The 16,692-nt window shown below is 46.3% G+C and carries 11 protein-coding genes and 2 pseudogenes; 9 read left to right on the plus strand and 4 right to left on the minus strand.

Annotation, left to right across the window (positions count from 1 at the left end):
* The first annotated feature begins 5 nt into the window (after nucleotides 1–5).
* Nucleotides 6–908: a diacylglycerol kinase gene (locus tag LQV63_RS26585; RefSeq protein ID WP_233698939.1), complete on the plus strand. Its 903-nt coding sequence runs from the start codon at nucleotides 6–8 to the stop codon at nucleotides 906–908.
* 838 nt (nucleotides 909–1,746) lie between these two features.
* Complete coding sequence (gene rlmD, locus LQV63_RS26590; protein ID WP_233698940.1) at nucleotides 1,747–3,384, plus strand: 23S rRNA (uracil(1939)-C(5))-methyltransferase RlmD; 1,638 nt, start codon at nucleotides 1,747–1,749, stop codon at nucleotides 3,382–3,384.
* A 151-nt stretch (nucleotides 3,385–3,535) separates the two neighbouring features.
* Here rlmD and LQV63_RS26595 read toward each other — a convergent pair whose 3' ends face one another.
* On the minus strand, nucleotides 3,536–4,453 hold the full coding sequence (locus LQV63_RS26595) for an NAD-dependent epimerase/dehydratase family protein (RefSeq protein WP_233698941.1): 918 nt from the start codon (nucleotides 4,451–4,453) through the stop codon (nucleotides 3,536–3,538).
* 125 nt (nucleotides 4,454–4,578) lie between these two features.
* On the opposite strand from LQV63_RS26595, the gene LQV63_RS26600 reads away from it, so the two are divergent.
* Nucleotides 4,579–4,911, plus strand: a complete 333-nt coding sequence (locus LQV63_RS26600) for a winged helix-turn-helix transcriptional regulator (protein WP_019419972.1) — start codon at nucleotides 4,579–4,581, stop codon at nucleotides 4,909–4,911.
* Nucleotides 4,912–4,980: 69 nt separating this feature from the next.
* Here the strand turns inward: LQV63_RS26600 and LQV63_RS26605 are convergent.
* Nucleotides 4,981–5,972 (minus strand): annotated as a pseudogene (locus LQV63_RS26605) (IS3 family transposase).
* A gap of 729 nt (nucleotides 5,973–6,701) precedes the next feature.
* On the opposite strand from LQV63_RS26605, the gene LQV63_RS26610 reads away from it, so the two are divergent.
* The 3 genes from LQV63_RS26610 (at nucleotide 6,702) to LQV63_RS26620 (ending at nucleotide 10,103) form a co-directional block, all read left to right on the plus strand.
* The gene (locus LQV63_RS26610; protein WP_233698942.1) at nucleotides 6,702–7,652 is read left to right on the plus strand and encodes a nucleoside hydrolase; all 951 of its coding nucleotides are present in this window, start codon (nucleotides 6,702–6,704) and stop codon (nucleotides 7,650–7,652) included.
* Nucleotides 7,652–8,608 (plus strand): nucleoside hydrolase, encoded by a 957-nt coding sequence (locus tag LQV63_RS26615; RefSeq protein ID WP_233698943.1) that lies wholly within the window; start codon nucleotides 7,652–7,654, stop codon nucleotides 8,606–8,608. Before LQV63_RS26610 ends, LQV63_RS26615 begins: the two co-directional genes overlap by 1 nt.
* Before the next feature lie 280 nt (nucleotides 8,609–8,888).
* Entirely contained in the window at nucleotides 8,889–10,103 is a 1,215-nt protein-coding gene (locus LQV63_RS26620; protein ID WP_019419978.1) for a NupC/NupG family nucleoside CNT transporter, read from the plus strand.
* Between the two features lie 228 nt (nucleotides 10,104–10,331).
* Here LQV63_RS26620 and LQV63_RS26625 read toward each other — a convergent pair whose 3' ends face one another.
* On the minus strand, nucleotides 10,332–11,861 hold the full coding sequence (locus LQV63_RS26625) for a flavocytochrome c (protein WP_233698944.1): 1,530 nt from the start codon (nucleotides 11,859–11,861) through the stop codon (nucleotides 10,332–10,334).
* A 578-nt stretch (nucleotides 11,862–12,439) separates the two neighbouring features.
* Between LQV63_RS26625 and LQV63_RS26630 the strand changes: the two genes are divergently transcribed.
* The 3 genes from LQV63_RS26630 to LQV63_RS26645 all read left to right on the plus strand — a co-directional run bounded on the left by LQV63_RS26630 (nucleotide 12,440) and on the right by LQV63_RS26645 (nucleotide 16,065).
* The gene (locus LQV63_RS26630; protein ID WP_019419981.1) at nucleotides 12,440–12,964 is read left to right on the plus strand and encodes a DUF4241 domain-containing protein; all 525 of its coding nucleotides are present in this window, start codon (nucleotides 12,440–12,442) and stop codon (nucleotides 12,962–12,964) included.
* A 249-nt stretch (nucleotides 12,965–13,213) separates the two neighbouring features.
* Complete coding sequence (ahlS, locus tag LQV63_RS26635; RefSeq protein ID WP_233698945.1) at nucleotides 13,214–14,062, plus strand: AhlS family quorum-quenching N-acyl homoserine lactonase; 849 nt, start codon at nucleotides 13,214–13,216, stop codon at nucleotides 14,060–14,062.
* 776 nt (nucleotides 14,063–14,838) lie between these two features.
* Complete coding sequence (locus tag LQV63_RS26645) at nucleotides 14,839–16,065, plus strand: copper amine oxidase N-terminal domain-containing protein (protein WP_233698951.1); 1,227 nt, start codon at nucleotides 14,839–14,841, stop codon at nucleotides 16,063–16,065.
* 170 nt (nucleotides 16,066–16,235) lie between these two features.
* Here the strand turns inward: LQV63_RS26645 and LQV63_RS26650 are convergent.
* Nucleotides 16,236–16,640, minus strand: a pseudogene (locus LQV63_RS26650) (serine hydrolase); the annotation flags it as partial.
* Between the last annotated feature and the right edge of the window lie 52 nt (nucleotides 16,641–16,692).

Genomic DNA, 16,692 nt, shown 5'->3' on the forward strand with positions numbered 1-16,692 from the left:
CAGTCATGATAAAAAAAGCGAGACTAATCTATAATCCGACCTCCGGACGGGAGGAAGGCAAGAAGCGGCTGGCGGATATTTTGCAGATGCTGGATGCCGCTGGCATCGAGACGACAACACACGCAACGGACGGCGAAGGCGATGCGACGACGAGTGCAGCGGAAGCGATCGACCGCGGCTACGATATGATTATCGCGGCTGGCGGAGATGGCACGTTGAACGAGGTCATTAACGGCATGGCAGGGAAGCCGGAACGGCCGCCGCTTGGCATCATTCCACTCGGGACGACGAATGATTTCGCCCGGGCGCTTGGCATTCCGCGCAATTGGGAAGAGGCGTGCTCGATCATTACGCGGCAGATGACGCGGGTCATCGATCTGGGGCAGGCGAATGATAAATATTTCATCAACATCGCGGGCGGCGGATCGTTGACGGAGCTGACATATGAGGTGCCAAGCAAGCTGAAGACGATGATTGGACAGCTCGCTTATTACATGAAGGGCCTCGAGAAGATGACGCGCTTGCGTCCGACGGAGCTGCGCATCGAGCTGGATGGTCATGGCATATTCCATGGGGAATTCATGTTATTCCTCATTACGAACACGAACTCCGTCGGCGGCTTCGAGAAGCTGGCGCCGGATGCGCGCATCGACGACGGTCTGTTCGACGTCATCATGCTGAAGAAGTGCAATCTGGCGGAGTTCATTCGCGTGGCAGGCATGGCGCTGCGCGGCGAGCATGTGAACGATCCGCTCATCATGTATGCGCAGACGAAGCGCGTGTCGGTGACCTCGCCGGATACGGTGCAGCTCAATCTGGACGGGGAGTACGGCGGACTGCTGCCGGCGACGTTCCAAGTCCTGCCGTCGCATTTGCGGATTTTTGCGGATGTCCCGGATGAGGGATAAGAGATTGGAAGCATTGTTCGGATGAGAACGAACGGCTTGGCTTGCTGCTGTTATGTGGCGGGTCAGGCCATTTCTTCTCTTCAGGAATGTTTACATGACGTGGGGCTATAAAGTGAATTAAATCACTTTACACTTCCCGGAGAAGGTATGTCTGTTTTCATCCTTTGTCTCACTCTCCCCCTCATTCAGAATGGCAGCACCTCCTCCCTTTCAAACGAAAATTTGTTGACGGTCATTCATGTTGTTATAGCCCTTATATCCATTCTCCCATATAGTCAGGAATGAGGAAGTCGAGGAGCAAGCACATGGCGTATCATTCATATACCAAGATTGGCATGAAGATGGTTCGCATGAAGCAGTCGATCTAATGGCAGAGAATCTGAGTGGTTATAGGTCGTGCTGTCTCCTGATGGAAGGGAAAATGAAGGATTGGTACGGTTAAAGGTTTCCTTTTTTACAGTTTCCTGATGGAATGGGAGAATGGAGCAAAGGAGGGGGAGAAGCGAGAGTGAATCACCGTCAATCTGAGCAGGTCATGGAACGAGCGGAGTAACATCATTTCGTATTTTTGAGAGTCAATCTCTTAGTATTTGACAGAAGGTACGCCTTCAGGCGGTTTTTTAGCGATAAGACATAAAAAATCTGCTTTTGAATGTGGTTGCTGATCTTTGAAAGGCCTTGGATAAAGGTTTTTTCATTGAAGGCGGAGTTATGTGGTATGATGGGGAACGATACTTGAGAGCTGTAGTTGTTGTATGATGTACAAGTGTATGGAATCCAAACGTAAGGCTAAGATGGCTATATGATATAGAGCAACGAGGAAGCAGGAGGGCATAGCGTGAAAGGGAACAATCAAGGCAAGCGGCCAGGGCGCCGGAATGAAGCAAGGTCTGCATCTGCGACGCGTTCACGGACGGCGGCGGGTGGACGCGCGGCACATGCAAACGAGCGGACGGCTCCGGTGCAGAAAAATGAAGAGGTCGTGCTGGACATTATCGGATTGACCCACGATGGCGAAGGTGTCGGCCGGGTAGAGGGCTTTACCCTTTTCGTGCAGGGCGCGCTGCCGGGCGAACGGGTGCGGGCGCTCGTGCTGAAGGTGAAGAAGCAGTACGGCTATGCCAAGGTGCTGGAGCGTTTGGTCAACAGCCCTTATAGAGTTGAGGCAGAATATCCGGCAAATTACTATGGCGGCTGCCAACTGCAACATCTGGCGTATACAGAGCAGCTGCGCTGGAAGCGTCAGCATGTCATTGATGTGCTGGAGCGAATCGGGAAGTTCCGCGTCGAGCCTGTGCTTGGGGAAGAGGGGGAACAGGCTCGGGGTGAGGCGGCAGAGTTATCGGGTGTGAATGGTTATGAAAATGGACAAGCAGGTCCTGACGCTGCTGCTGTTGAACGGGAAGACGGCATTTTGGAAATGCAGTTGCAGGCAAAGCCAGTCAAGGTGCTGCCGACGATCGGCATGGAACATCCTTGGCGCTATCGCAACAAGAGCCAAATGCCGGTTGGTAAGAATGATCGGACGGGCGAACTGATTGGCGGATACTTCGCCAAGGCGAGCCATCGCATTATCGATACGGATGTGAGCCTTATTCAACATGAGGCAAACGATGAAGCGATGCGCGCCGTGAAACGGATTGCCCGCAAATACGGCATTGAGCCGTACAATGAGGAGACGCATAGCGGCCTGCTGCGTCACGTTATAATGCGCGTCGGCTTCCGTACGAACGAGCTGATGATTACGCTCGTCACGAACGGGGAGCGGATTCCACATGAAGCGGATATCGTGTCCGAGCTGGCTGAGGCTCTGCCGCAGCTGAAGAGTGTGTGCCAGAACATTAACACAAAGCGCACCAACGTCATTATGGGCGACAAAACCCGTGTGCTATGGGGTTCCGAATATATTACCGATTATATCGGGGAAATTAAGTTTGAGATTTCCGCACGTTCGTTCTATCAGGTGAATCCGGTGCAAACGGAAGTTCTGTATGAGAAGGCAGTGGAGTATGCCGGCCTGAGCGGGCAGGAGACCGTCATTGACGCGTACTGCGGCATCGGGACGATCTCGCTATTCCTGGCGCAGCGCGCGAAGCGGGTGCTCGGCGTGGAAATTGTTGAGGAAGCGATTGCCGATGCGCGCCGCAACGCGGAGCTGAATGGAATTACGAACGCGGAGTTTGCCGTTGGCGCAGCCGAAGAGGTCATCCCGCGCTGGAAAGAGCATGGCGAGTCTCCGGACGTGATTGTGGTAGATCCGCCGCGCAAAGGCTGTGAGCAAGCCTTACTGGATACGATGCTGGAAATGCGTCCAGAGCGGATCGTGTATGTATCGTGCAACCCGTCTACGTTAGCGCGCGATTTGCGTATTTTGGCGGATGGAGGATACTCGGTGGTTGAGGTGCAGCCAGTGGACATGTTCCCGCATACGCCACATGTGGAGTGCTGTTCACTGTTAGTGCGGAAAGACAAATAAAAAGGAGATGTATTGGCGAACATTGTAAAGAGGGGCATCGCCCCTCTTTGTTATTCAATTATTTTGTCCTTTCTCCTACCTTTGTCTTTTGATTCTGTCCAACTTAATTCGACTACGGTTGCTCTTTTCGTCAATAAATGAACTTAATAATTTACTTAACTCTATTAAGTAAGTCATAAACTGAAGCTTCCACTGCATCGGTTAAAGAATATCTCGTATTAAATCCCAACTTTTTGATTTTGTTGTCATCCCAAATTCTATTTATTGTAAAATTTTTTACCATTATTGTTTGTTCAGATGTCGATAACTGAACAATTTTAGCATTCCTGCCAGTTTGCCGATCAATTTCTTTCTTTAATTGAAACCAAGTTGTATCAAAACCTTTAAGTAAATAAACCCCATTGTCAGCCTTCGGTTTTTCGTAAGTTCCTAACCATTCCATTGCCCTTCCAATATCTCTTGTATCTATTAGAGACACTTTAGTATCGCCATTTCCAACCATCGGAAATTGGTCATTCGTATGAGCGGTAAATAGCCTTGCAAAAAATGATTTGGTATCTCTAATGCCAATGGTACTTGCTGGACGTAAAATCACGGTTTCAATCCCAGTCTTTTTCGCTACTTCTTCAATCACTTTTTCCCTTTCAATAGCTACTCTTTGTGATAGGTACTCAGGTTGTGAAACGTAGGATTCATCAATAGGGTTATTACTTTTAAAATCATATACAACGATTGTACTTAATTGAATAAATCGGGAAACACCTTGTGAAACGGCTGTTTCAATTAGCGTTTTAGTTAATTTTGTTTCTACTGGAGCATACAAGCTGTTTTGTGTATGTAGATTTGTATCAGCCGTACAATTATAAACAACTTCATTCCCTTCTATTGCTTTTCCAATTGCTTCAGGATTCGAAAAGTCAATCCTAACTACATTGACCCCTAAACTCTCTAAAAATGTTGTATTACTTGTATCACGAATCGCTGCCGTTACTTGATGTCCAGCTAATTGCAATTGTTCCACTACATGACTACCAATAAATCCAGTGCTTCCAAAGACAATTGCCTTCATTCTTTTCATGCCCCCATTATTTACTTAAGGATTCTTTAACACTATACTATATGAAGTACAAAATAAATGAAAGTACGGTATTTTATTATAGTTACTATACTTAAAGATAGTCGGAGGTATAAAAGATGTCTCACGAATCTAATCACCAAAACTGTCCCATCGAAAAGACAATGAATGTAATTGGAGGTAAATGGACGTTTCTAATTCTAAGGGACATCTTTTACGGTCCACAGCGGTTCGGGGAGTTACAGAGGTCTTTAAGAGGGATTAGTCCAAGGACACTCTCTCTGCGATTAAAAGAGTTGGAAGAAGAAGGGATTATTAGTCGTGTTATTTATTCAGAAATTCCTCCGCATGTCGAATATTCCCTTACCAAAAGGGGGCAATCCCTTCATCCGATTTTTGAAGCTATGAAAGAATGGGGAAATTCATGGGATGTATTAGGACAGAAAAAATAAAAATGAGCATTGTTCTTTTTACAGAGCCTGTTAATCTGGCTAGGGGCACATTGGATTGTCAACAGTAAATCAGACAGCTTTTTTAAGGGCTAATCTTCTGTAGTCAACAGGACCCATGTAGCCTAAAGTTCCATGTATACGATGTTTGTTGTACCAATTTACGTAGTCGTACAGCTCCAACTCAAGATGCTGCAGGCTCTGGAAGTTCATCTGATGAATAAATTCAGTCTTCATTACCTTAAATGTAGCTTCAGCAACGGCGTTATCATAAGGACACCCTTTCATGCTTAAAGAACGACCGATCTGGAACGTAGTAAGCGTCTCATCAATCAACTTGTTTTTGAACTCGCTGCCGCGATCCGTATGGAATAACTGAATTTGACGCAGATCTCCTTGGACAGAGGCAAAGGCACGCGCGATCAGGGGGCATCCTTTTTCGTGCCTGCGCTAAAGCCAATGATCTCTCGATTAAAGAGGTCAACCAGTACACAAATGTAGTGCCATCTGTTTTTGACTTTGACATACGTTAGATCGCTTACAACGACGCGTTTCTCTTCAGCTTGCTGGAACTGACGGTTCAGTTCATTTGACTGCTGCGACTCGTTACATGCCGCTTTGTGAGGTTTGTATTGAGCCACCGTATACGTAGAAACAAGCCCCTGCTCCTTCATGATGCGTCCAATTCGGCGTCTAGATACAGTAAGTCCGCGTTCATGAAGCTTGGCTTTGATCTTTCTTGTGCCATATGCTTATATTTGTCACGATTTCGCATGATGACACTTACTTTCGTCCCATGATCAGTGCTGCTTGCTTTAAAATGTCATTCTCCATTTTAAGACGTTGGTTTCTTTTCGTAAAGCAATAAGCTCATTCTCTTCAGGAGAGCGATTGTTCCTCTCTGAGAAGGAGCCTGACCCTTCTGCTTGCTTGATCCAACGATCCAGTTCAGACGCAGTCAGTTCATATTCGTTTACAATATCTGCTATTGATTTTCCATTCTCGTATAACTGAACCATCTGTCTTTTGAATTCATCTGTAAATGTACGTCTTTTTCTTGGCATAGTAGATCCGCTCCTTGTTCTGATGTGTTCATTCTACTAGCCCTTATTTTTCTGTCCAACTAAGTGTAGCCGCTTCAAAAGTATCCCCTCGTGGTTAACATAGTGAGATTGTTGGTAATGATGATCTCTGATGTTGAGCGGAGGGGATATCTTCGTATTTTAACTGAATGATTTGTATCCATTGCATCCTGGCTGAAATGATAAGAGGTTTATTTTAAAATCCATAAAAGTTGATTTTAATAAAATACAGAAAAAATAAGTGTTCACTTAAATTAAAACGCGCTCATTTATATTCGGCTTCTAATTGGAAGAGGTTAAGAGTAGATGAAATATGCAGATAGAAAGTCGAGGTCTCTCTATCCCCACTGTTTATGCTTCCCCAGTCCAAGTTACAGTGGATGGGCATGATGTGGCTTTCATACAGGATTGCCATCTCTTCATGGAGAGGGCTTTTTTGGAAACCGGAGCAGGATGAGCACATCAGCCATTCGGCACATTTTGCATCAATTAGCTCGCCCACCACTCACATCCCCCACTTTTTGGATTCTAATATTTTTTCATTAAGTATATATTTTTTAGAGAAATTTTAGTATTATTTTTAATTGGAATCCGAATAATAAATGTTGATTTAATATTTTTGTTCGGTTTTACAACGTTTTATACATTGATACAAAACTTACATTTCCTGCAAATTACGTGTTGATGTATGGAGATGGGAATGGAGATAAGATGAAGAAGAACATTTATTTTAACCATGATGGCGGCGTTGATGATTTAATTTCGTTATTTTTGTTATTGCATATGGACAATGTGGAGTTGACGGGTGTGTCGGTCATTCCGGCGGATTGTTACTTGGAACCGGCTATGTTTGCAAGCCGTAAAATCATTGATCGTTTCGGTAACGGCGGTGTGGATGTAGCCGCGTCGAATTCCCGCGGGAAAAATCCGTTTCCGAAGGATTGGCGCATGCATGCGTTCTATGTTGATGCCCTGCCGCTTCTCAACGAATCCGGTAAAGTGGTGACTCCTGTAGCGGACAAGCCGGCACATCTTCATATTATAGACACGCTGCGCGCAACGGAAGGCAAGACGACCTTGCTGTTTACGGGCCCGCTTACCGACCTTGCTCGCGCATTAGATATCGATCCGACGATTGAAGAAAAGGTAGAACGCCTTGTATGGATGGGCGGTACCTTCCGAGAAGCAGGCAATGTGCATGAGCCTGAGCATGACGGAACGGCAGAATGGAACGTATTCTGGGATCCGGAAGCCGCTGCACGCGTATGGGCCAGTGGGATCGAGATTGATCTGGTGGCACTGGAAAGCACGAATCAAGTACCGCTTACGCTCGATGTTCGTGAGCGCTGGGCCGCGGAACGCAAGCATATCGGCGTTGATTTCCTGGGCCAATGCTATGCGATGGTGCCGCCTCTTGTTCATTTCTCGACGAACTCGACATACTATCTGTGGGACGTATTAACGACAGCGTTCGTTGGCAATAGCGATCTTGTGAAGGTGCAAACGATTAACAGCATGGTGATTACGGAAGGCGCAAGCCAAGGCCGAACCGTTGAAACGGCTGACGGACGCCCGGTACATGTCGTCTATGACGTGAATCGCGACGCATTCTTTGATTACATTACCGAATTGGCGAAAAAAGCAACGGAGAGGGATTTGTAATGTCAGAGAAAAAGCGAGTCATTATTGATACCGACACGGCTGGAGACGATACGATTTCCATTTTAACGGCGCTTCACTATTTTCAAGTAGAAGGCATTATGATTACCGGCGGCAATGTCCAGTTCGATCAGCAGGTTGAAAATGCGCTCTACACTGTTCAAGTAGCGGGAAAAGGCGGACAAGTCCCTGTGTACAAAGGACATGAGCGCCCAATCATGGGGCTTGGCCAAAAAGAGCATCGTACGGTCGAGGATGTGCACGGCAAGGATGGGATGGGGGATTCATTTTTCGAAAAAGCGATTCAGTCTCCCGAAAAAGGTCATGCCGTCGACTTCCTTATCGATGCGGTTCACAACAATCCAGGAGAAATCCATCTTATCGCGATTGCGCCGTTAACGAATATTGCGATGGCGCTCAAGAAGGACCCGACCATTGTATCGAAAATCCCGCATCTCTATATTATGGGCGGCACGAACAATGCGCTAGGAAATATTACGCCGAGTGCGGAGTACAATTTCTACGTTGATCCGGAAGCGGCCAAAATCGTGCTTCATTCGGGTATTCCCATCACGATGGTTGGTTGGGAAATGTGCACGCAATATTCCATCATGGACGATAACGACCATGAAGAGATCGAAGCGCTGGGAACGAAGGGCGCGAAATTCTTCAAAGATGTCAACAAGGTCGTCATGAGATTCAATAAAACGGTTCATCGACTGAACGGCACGACGCATCCGGATACGCTGCTCGCAGCCGTAGCGGCGGATGAGAAGATTATGACGAAGTCCAATCTCTATCACGTTGATGTCGAAACCGTCGGTGAGCTGACAAGAGGCTACAGCCTTGTGGATATTAACAATCGTTTGGAACGCACGCGCAATGTTCGCGTCTGTGAAGCGATTGATCGAGATGCTTTTAAAGAAATGCTGTTGGACGTATTGAAGTCCATTAACTAATGACTGCGAATAGCCGCTTTTGTAATAGATGTAGTTCAAAAAGTCCATTTTTGATCACGAAGTGATTCAGGTAGTAACTCGGCATCGAATCTTGCATTCACTCTCGAAGTCCGCTGCTCATTTAGTCTCGTCTACACTGCGCTGCTCCTTCTTCGAGTTCAAGCAACCTTCTCGGTGCTGAAAACCGTACTTTTTGAACAAGCACTAATATGGCGAGCGGCCGTTTGCCCCTTTCGCTTTACATTCTTGGTCATTGACACGATGAAGAAAGGATAGGTATATGCAATACATTTGGGGACTTCTAGGAATCTTAGGCATTTTTATGATCGCAGTTGCGTTTTCGAAAAATCGCAAAGCGATTAATCCGAGAACGGTGATTGGCGCGTTTGCGATTCAATTTATTTTTGCATTGATCGTGTTGAAGTGGGAGTTCGGCAAAAAGATGCTGAACTACTTGGCTACGGCCGTTCAGAGCATCATCGATTCCACGAATGCGGGCATTCAGTTCTTGTTCGGCGGGATACTGGGTGCGGAAAAGGCAGGCTTTACGTTCGCGCTGCAGGTATTGCCTATTATCATCTTTTTCTGTTCCTTGATAGCGGTTCTGTACTATCTCGGCATTATGCAGTGGGCTACGAAAATCATTGGCGGATTTCTGGCGAAGATGCTCAAAACGAGCGAAACGGAATCGATGTCAGCAGCTGCGAATATTTTTCTAGGTCCGACAGAAGCGCCACTTGTTGTTAAGCCTTATATTGAGAAAATGACCAAGTCGGAGCTGTTCGCGATTATGGTCGGCGGACTGGCGTGCGTCTCTGGTTCCGTCCTGGGCGGATACGCGATGCTTGGTGTTCCGATTGAATATTTACTTGCAGCAGCATTCATGGGAGCTCCCGGCGGCTTGTTGCTAGCTAAAATTATCATGCCTGAAACCGATCATCATCTTCGAGTGGAACGGGTTAGCATGGTAAAGGATACAGAGTCCCGAAATGTTATCGATGCCGCGGCTCGCGGAGCTTCGGACGGGCTCAAGATCGCTGCCGGCGTAGGTGCCATGCTGCTGGCATTTATATCACTCATTTTCTTAGTGAACATGATCATTGGCTGGGTTGGCGGCGTGTTCGGAATTGAGGCGCTGACGCTGGAGCAAATTCTCGGCTACCTGTTCGCGCCGATTGCCTTCCTGATCGGTGTTCCATGGAGTGAAGCGCTGCAGGCGGGTTCCTTCATCGGTCAAAAGTTCGTCTTGAACGAATTTGTAGCGTACACTTCGTTTGCGCCTGAGATTGTAAATCTGTCTCCAAAAAGTGTTGTCATCATCAGCTTCGCGCTCTGCGGCTTTGCCAATCTGGCGGCCATTGCACTCCTCATTGGAGGCTTGGGCGGGATTGCTCCTTCAAGAAGACAAGATCTTGCCGAGATGGGCTTCCGTGCGGTCATTGCCGCAACATTGGCTAACCTATTGAGCGCGGCTATTGCCGGGATGCTCGTGTAGATCAAATGATCGACTGAGATGTCATACCCCCGTCATGTAGACAGCTAAAAAGCAGTAAATCAAGCGGCGATCGCTTCCCTCCATTCAACCGGGGAACGGTCGCCTTTTTTTCTGGAACCGCCAGCACCGACATCATAAAAAGCAACAGCTGGGCAAATAAAACAAACGCTTGGACTATGATGAGCCCAAGCGTTTGTTGTTGGCTAATGAAAAGAGGAAGCTGTTATCTTATTGTGCTTTTACGAATTCAGCCGATTGTACGCCGGCTTGGCGGCCGAAGATGATGATCTCTGCAACGGAGTTGCCGCCGATACGGTTTTGACCGTGCAAGCCGCCTGTAAGCTCGCCTGCTGCATACAAGCCAGGAATAGGTTGACCGTCTTTATTCAATACTTCTGTGTTCGTATTGATTTTCACGCCACCCATGGTGTAGTGAATCCCAGGGGAGATTTTGATTGCATAGTATGGCGCACCGGACAAGTCGTTGTCCATCGCAGTTGTTCTGCCGAACTCGGCATCCTTTTTATTCTTCATTGCGCTGTTCCATGTATCCAGCGTCGCTGTTAGCTGATCTGCCGGAACACCCATTTCTTTGGCTAAAGCCTCGATCGAATCGCCCTGAATGACAAAGCCCATTTCTTCATACTGCTGAATCGCTTTAGCGCGGGATTTTACGCCGGAATCAAATACAAGATAAGCTGATTTTTCAGGCAGCTTATTGATTGCAGCAGTGACATTGTCACGAGTGTCCAGCTCGTTGGTGAAACGTGTGCCCTCACTAGAAACAAGGATCGCTCCTTCACCGCGAACCGCTTCCCCGATGAGATAGGATTTGTCCTGCTGTACCGTAGGGTGAACCTGGATTTGATCCATATCTACTGTTACACCGCCGAGCTTTTCAATCATCTTAATGCCGTCACCGGTGCTGCCTACTTGGTTTGTTGTCACAAGACCTTTCAGATCGGAGCGAACCTCGCCAATCATATCCATGTTAGCGCCATAACCGCCGGTTGTCACAACGACAGCATCCGCTGCAATCGTTTTCTCATCTTTATTGTCGAAGAGGACCTTAACGCCGTTTACTTTGCCATCCTTCTCCGTAATTTCCGTCACATTAGCATTTACGAAAAGAGGAATTTCTTTCTCTTGAACATTTTTCACCAAGCCGTTGACAAGATATTGCCCTACCGCTGAACCGTCTTCAGGACGGTGTGTGCGCTTTTCGTTCATACCACCCGTAATCGTGATATTGTTCAAACGAATTCCGATCGAATCAAGCCATTCGATTGCACTTGCGGAATTGTCAACGAAGAAACGAAGCATCTCTTTGTCATTAGTATCATGACCGCCTTTTAAAGTCTCTTCGTAAAATAGATCATTGCTGTCCTCAATGCCTTGCTCTTTTTGGAACTTGGTCTGGGAAGCATTCATACCGGAGGATGATTTCATCGTATTGCCGCCGGCAATCGGCATTTTTTCGAAAATAACCGGGTTCATGCCTTTTTCTTTTGCCTCAAGTGCAGCAGACATTCCGGCACCGCCTGCACCGACAATGATGATATCATAGTTATCTTTTAATTGATCGATGGGTGTATAGTTGGTTTTAGAAGCTCCCGAAACGGCTTCCGTTTCTGTGGACTCCGCCGGTTTTTCATTGCCCTGGCTCTGGTTTTGATTCTGGTTCCCGCTACCGCATCCCGCGATCACGAGCATGAAAGAGAGAACGAGAATAAACGTTGCTGCTACTTTCTTTTTCATGTTAACCACCCCGTTTTTCTATGATGTTATTTAGATGAACATAAAGAGCCCAACGAAAAAGGAGAGAGTAACGGAGAAAATGAGATGCGGTGATCGTATCGTCGCCTTTATTCTCCGAACTTAAAATCGTTCACGGTTACCTCCTCTGGTCTGCTTCGGAAGCTTTTTTAGGTTCACTTTATTTTAATATACTATCGCCCCCATTTATAGTGATTTATTTCACAATATTTGAATTTTGTATTATAAGCGGGGTACTCTTGTCAGAGCTGCTGTAATCGCTCTGCAGATAGTGTGGAGGAGGAGGAGTTCCCTTTATATATGAAGATTGATAAAGTAAGCATAAGGAGTATACTCCCCATAACGACAAGGATTTTAGATTTACTTGTTGAAATCATCATTTTTTAGCCTCCTATCTTAAGTACTCTCTGAAGGGCGTGGAATTCCTCTTTCGTGTTTTTTGACTCGCTACGAACATTACTTCATTTCTTGGATTATGCGCGCAAGCGATGATGCAGAATTAACCTCCAGTGACGGAGGTTTTTTCAGATGGTCGTTTATTAAGAAGAAGGGAGATAGCTATGATTATTCCATTGGGCCAATTTGAAATTACATCCGGTAAAGTGGTTGTATCCGATCCTTGTTACGAACGAAATGAAAATACGATTATTATGGGTGTGCTGGACAATGTAAGCAACGGAACGTGGGCCGCTCAGGTACATAAAACCGAGGTTCGGGATTGGGGCGAAGCTTGCGCCAAGCTAATTGCTTATCACATATCGGTTGCCGACAAGCCAGATGAACTCGAATGGGTGAAGTGTCATTTTATTGTCGGGGTGGACAGCGGGCAAGCGGGGATCTTTGACGTCAGCGAGTATCGAATTCCGGATTCCGAACCTCAAGGGACAGAGTCCGATACGGACAGCGACTGGTATTTATCCTGCTGCGACATTACGGAAAGCGATGAGGAAGCCGGTGTCATGGACGGTGGCGCAGTCTCGCATTCCGGCTTCGGGGATGGAGGCTATGCGGCGTATTATGCCGCCAATGAACAGAATCGAATTATTGGAGTCAAGATTATTTTCATTAAAGATGCAGATCTATAAGAGAAGAAATGGTGACCAAAGTCTTAAACGGGAGTACCGTCCAATGCTTGCTGTGGATGTTTAACTTAAACGGTCAAAGCCCAAGCATAATGATGTCCTGAAGGTGGTGGGACGTTATTATGCTTTTTTGTCATGCCTCAGTAAACTAAATAACTCCTGCTTATGCAAGTTTAGTTTATAAGTCTCCATTTTTGATCATAGAATCAAAGTGTACTCTGAGTCGTACATTATACATGGGAGGAAATGAACATGACGAATGTGCTTAAAGCCCGTCCTAAGCTGTATGTCATGGATAACGGACGCATGAGCATGGACAAAAACTGGTTGATCGGCATGCATAATCCGGCTACGATCCTGAATCCGAATGCGGCGACGCAGTTCGTGGAGTTTCCGGTCTATACCGTATTGATCGATCATCCGGAAGGAAAGATTTTGTTCGATACGGCCTGCAATCCGAACGGGATGGGCAAGGAAGGGCGATGGCCCGAAATGATGCAGCTCGCGTTCCCTTGGGCAGCGAGTGAGGAATGTTATCTGCATAACCGGCTGGAGCAGCTGAATGTCTCGCCACGTGACATCAAGTATGTCGTGGCCTCCCATTTGCATCTGGATCATGCCGGATGCTTGGAACTGTTCACGAACGCGACGATTATCGTTCACGAGGATGAGCTGAACGGCGCGCTGCAATCTTATGCACGCAACGAAAAACAAGGATCCTACATATGGGCGGACATCGATGCCTGGATCAAAAATCATTTGCAGTGGAAAACGATTAAGCGCACAGCGGATCAGTTGGAGCTGGTCGAAGGCATTACCCTTCTGAACTTCGGAAGCGGCCATGCTTGGGGCATGCTGGGCCTGCATATCGAAATGCCGGAAACGGGCGGGATCATCCTCGCTTCCGATACCATCTATACCGCGGAGAGCTACGGTCCACCGGTCAGGCCGCCGGGCATTATGTATGATTCGATTGGGTACCGGAATACGGTCGAAAGGATCCGCACTCTTGCCGCCCGAACGAAATCCCAAGTGTGGTTCGGACACGATGCGAATCAATTCAAGGAGCTCCGCAAATCAACCGAAGGATACTATGAATAAGAAGGCAAAGGAAGGCTTTATCATATCTGTGCACAGGTTTGAAGCAGACGGTATTTCATTCTCATGACAACTGACGACCTCCCCCATACGGTAAATAGTGTAAAAGGAGTTCATATTGTGATGAACTCCACACTGTAGGCCCGAAGGGGATTTTTGCGTATTCTAGATGCTGTTCAGCAGTTCGGCCTCAAGGAACAAGCAAGGAGGTGTGTCTTAGTATGGGGTAGGAATTGGCGGACACGACACCGCATTAATAAACCTTGGATCAATGTCGTAGTATATCCAAAATAATCCATTCCATCGATACCCCGACACTGCGCCATACTCAACCCGCGTTGGGTAAAACCAAAAGCTATCCCCATTCCATAGCCATACATAAGTATATTGATATAAGCAGTCAACTATATAAGATACAGCAGGTTTTGCAGGGACGAAGGCAGGGGGAGGAGGCAGTGTTGGTATGATTGACCCTTGAGGTCCTTGCAGAGGTATAAATGCCATTGAGATCGCTCCTTCATTCTTACGATTTCAACATCTTCGTTTTTCTTGTGTCATAATACGTAGGTGAATAACTAAATGACTGGGCAGATGCCTAGGTAGGGAAAGATGACTACAGTACGGACATCCTGCTTTACATAATTGCACAACTTGGTTCATAGGTCGGATTTCCTTACAAATGTTGCATATTATATAATCCTTTTGTGCGACATTCGTTCAATAGTACAGAGAAAAATCCGAACCCATCGGAGAAGCTGAGGTAGTGTCATATGAGCTGTATGAGAAAATTGCTTTTTTGCATGTTAGCTATAACTTTAAGTTTAGGAATCTGTCTCCCCAATGTGAGTGCTTCCCCAATCCAAGTAACAGTGGATGGGCATGACGTTGCTTTCCCGGATGAACCCCCGTATGTCGATAAGACATCCAACCGGACGATGGTTCCTGCCAAATTCGTATCCGAAAAGCTTGGCGCAAAAGTAAAGTGGAACGGGGCATTAAACCAAATCGCTTTTACGTATAAAAATGACACCGTCACTTTGGGGATTGGCGACAATTATGCGCAGGTGAACGGAAAAACGGTAACCTTCGGTGGAGGAGCGACGGTCCAAAATGGCCGCACGATGATTCCGCTTCGCTTCATCAGCGAAATCTTTCATGCTGATGTAGATTGGCAGCCAGAGCGTAATCAAGTCCACATAACAACTTCTGTAAAGAACGTTCAAAAAGGAACGTGGATGTGGGATAGCAAACTCATCGAAAGGGATCAAGAAAAAATAGTAAACTTTGCCAGCGATAACGGTGTCGCGTCCATTTATCTTCAGATTGATAGAGATATTGCTCCAGAGATTTATGCAAGCTTTATTCGAATCGCAACAGAAAAACAAATTATAGTAGAGGCGCTTGCGGGGCGTCCCGAATGGGCCTACAAAACGAAGCAGGATGAAATTAAAAAATTTATGGCATGGGTTAAAAGCTACAATGCGTCCGTTGGAGCGGAAGAGAGCTTTGCGGGTCTGCACTTTGATATCGAACCTTATCTTTTAGCCGAATGGAAGACAGACAATAAGGCGGTTCTTGAAAGCTGGATGGACAATTTAAGGTTGATTGAGAAGGAAACCAAAGGGAGCGACATGAAAATTACGTTAGATGTTCCTTATTGGCTGAATACCGTAAAGGTTCCGGGCACTGAATACAGCTTCAGCGCATGGTTATTGGAGAAGTTCGATTGTCTTGTGATTATGGATTATCGCAATTTTGCATTAGGCAAGAATGGGATTGTGGAAAATGCAAATGCGATGATGAGAGAAGCATCGACTCTTAACAAAGAAGTGATCGTTGCCGTGGAGACCGCTAAAAGTTTGGAGAGTGATCGGGCATCGTTTTATTTCAAAAGTATAGAAGCCATGGAAAAAGAGCTGCAAGCAGCTCATAAAAAACTGTCTCGATATTCAAGTTATGCCGGCTTTGCGATTCATGACTACATAAGCTGGGCCGCAATGAAATAAGCAACAACGACATGGTTGTAGTAATGCTAGCATGTCGAGGTGTGCAGAAATAATTTTCGGATGAGCTAAAAAAGTCCCGATGAACGCTTACTTCACCGGGACTGACTTTGCGGTTCACGACTAACTTTACTGCCACTTCATTCAGAATAAGCATTATTCCATAGATTTATTCATTTCAAATTGATTTTAAAAACATCCCCCTCATTACCACCAAAAACGATCATCCCACCTTCAGGCAGTACTACCGAATGATTGTTGCTTGCCTTCGAAAAGTTCACAACCTTTCCCTTCGCGTCATAAACGGCAAATCCCCCACGTACCGGAGCCTCAACGGTCATGACTCGATTGGCTGATTTTTCATTAATTTTATACCATACAGCCTGACCATTGGATGGTATGGTGCAAAATGAGGAGTTCCCTTCATAAATGGGTTGAATCGCATCTTCACTGATATAGGATTGTCCATCGATCCTTAAATACTCCTTATGGTTCACGTTATAGAAATTCAAATCAAAAACATCTCTTCTGTTCATAATAGGAATATTAATTACATTTACTGCTTTATTCTTATCAACTCAACTTTCGCAGCATGAAATCGACAGATATGCCTTGATGTAACTGGGCAGA

Source organism: Paenibacillus profundus (assembly GCF_021369635.1).
GTDB classification, from domain to species: Bacteria; Bacillota; Bacilli; order Paenibacillales; family Paenibacillaceae; genus Paenibacillus_B; species Paenibacillus_B profundus.